3 protein-coding genes are annotated in these 1,814 nt (G+C 66.5%); 1 reads left to right on the plus strand and 2 read right to left on the minus strand.

From position 1 onward, the window contains the following. Nucleotides 1-947, minus strand: a 947-nt coding sequence (locus AC1DYI_RS34380; RefSeq protein WP_477208586.1) for a PLP-dependent transferase, incomplete at its 3' end; no start/stop codon positions are given. 134 nt (nt 948-1,081) lie between these two features. Here AC1DYI_RS34380 and AC1DYI_RS34385 point away from each other — a divergent pair. Next, nucleotides 1,082-1,546, plus strand: a complete 465-nt coding sequence (locus AC1DYI_RS34385; RefSeq protein WP_477208587.1) for a CBS domain-containing protein — start codon at nt 1,082-1,084, stop codon at nt 1,544-1,546. A 64-nt stretch (nt 1,547-1,610) separates the two neighbouring features. On the opposite strand, the gene AC1DYI_RS34390 is transcribed toward AC1DYI_RS34385, so the two are convergent. Next, a partial coding sequence (locus tag AC1DYI_RS34390) for an EAL domain-containing protein (RefSeq protein WP_477208588.1) occupies nt 1,611-1,814 on the minus strand: 204 nt, incomplete at its 5' end.

Here is a 1,814-nt window from a genome sequence, read left to right on the forward strand (position 1 = left end):
ACCATCGAGTGGCTGATCAGGAAAGCGACGACCTTGCGCGTGTTCTCGATGTGGCGCGCCATGCGCAGTGGCAGCGTCTCGATGCCCTGCAGGATCAGCCAGGCAGTGTGCGGGCTCATGCAGGCGCCGAAGTCGCGCAGTCCCTCGCGCCGGGCGCGCAGCAAGAAGGCGCCGTCCGAGCTTTCTTCGGCAAACACCATGCCGTGGAAGCCGGCGTAGGGCTCGGTCAGCTCGGGAAAGCGGTTGCTGGCCGTCCAGTCGAAGCGGCCGCCGTCGACCAGCGCGCCGCCGATCACGGTGCCGTGGCCCGACAGGAACTTGGTCGCCGAATGGAACACCAGGTCGGCGCCATGCTCGACTGGCTTCATCAGCCACGGCGTCGTGAAGGTCGAGTCGACCAGCAGCGGCAGCCCCGCCTCGTGGGCGATTGCGCTGACGGTCGGGATGTCCAGCACGTCCAGCCCCGGGTTGCCCAGCGTTTCGCCGAACAGCAGCTTGGTGTTCGGGCGGATCGCCGTACGCCAACCGTCAATATCTCGCGGTTTGACGAAGGTCGTTTCAATGCCGAAACGCTTCAGCGTGTAGTGCAACAGGTTGTGGGAGCCGCCGTACAGCGCCGAGCTGGCGACGATGTGCGAGCCGGCGCCTGCGAGGGTGGCGATCGCCAGGTGAAGCGCCGCCTGGCCGCTGGCAGTGGCAATCGCGCCTACGCCGCCTTCCAGCGCCGCGAGCCGCTCTTCGAGCACCGCGTTGGTGGGGTTGGAAATACGGCTGTAGACGTGGCCTGAGCGCTCCAGGTTGAACAGCGACGCCGCGTGCTCACTGGACTCGAAGACGAACGAGGTCGTCAGGTGGATCGGCACCGCCCGCGCGCCGGTGGCGGGGTCGGGCGTCGCGCCGGCGTGCAGCGCCAATGTGTCAAAGCCAGGGTCGGATGCTCCAGGCATGGCTGTTACCGGGTCTACGGCATCTGTGTGGGGCCACGATTGTGTGCTATGTTGACCGCGTGGGCAGCGCTGCCCATGCCCTGTTGGGAGATCCGACAAACTGGGCCAAACCTCGAGCCGAAGGAGTGCCAGCCATGAAAGTCAGCGACATTCTGAGAGTGAAGGGCAATACGCTCTTCACGGTCGGCCCAGACAGCCCGCTGAATGGTGCCGTGACGACGATGGCCGAGCACGACATCGGCTCGCTGGTCGTGATGACCCACGGCGACCTGATCGGCATGCTGACCTTCCGCGAGGTGATCCGCGCGGTGGTCAAGAACGGCGGGATGATCGGCAGCACGCTGGTGCGCAGCGTGATGGACGACGCGCCGCTGACCTGCACGCCGGAAACCGACATCAACGAAGTGCGCCGCATGATGCTCGGCCGCCACGCCCGCTACATGCCGGTGCTGGACGGCAAGACGCTGATGGGCGTGATCTCGTTCTACGACGTGGCCAAGGGCGTGGTCGAGGCGCAGGATTTCGAGAACCGCATGCTCAAGGCCTACATCCGCGACTGGCCGGTCGAGGAAGAGGTGCCGGACGAAAAGGCCGGCTGAAGGTGAAAAGAGGGCCCGCTAGTGGGCCCTCGGCCATTGGGGGCGTTCGGTCGCGCTGAGCCGCTCAGGCGTCCAGCGCCTGCAGCGTTGCGCGGCGCTTGTTCATCCACTCCGCCGCCGCGGCCGCATCCAGCGGCCGGCAGAAGCGGTAGCCCTGCATCGCATCGCAGCCCTGGGTGCGCAGGAACGTGGCCTGCTCGTCGGTCTCAACGCCTTCGGCGATGGTGGTCAGGTTCAGCGCATGGGCCATCTGCACGATGGCCTGCAC

Source organism: Ideonella sp. P3_A4 (assembly GCF_056403075.1).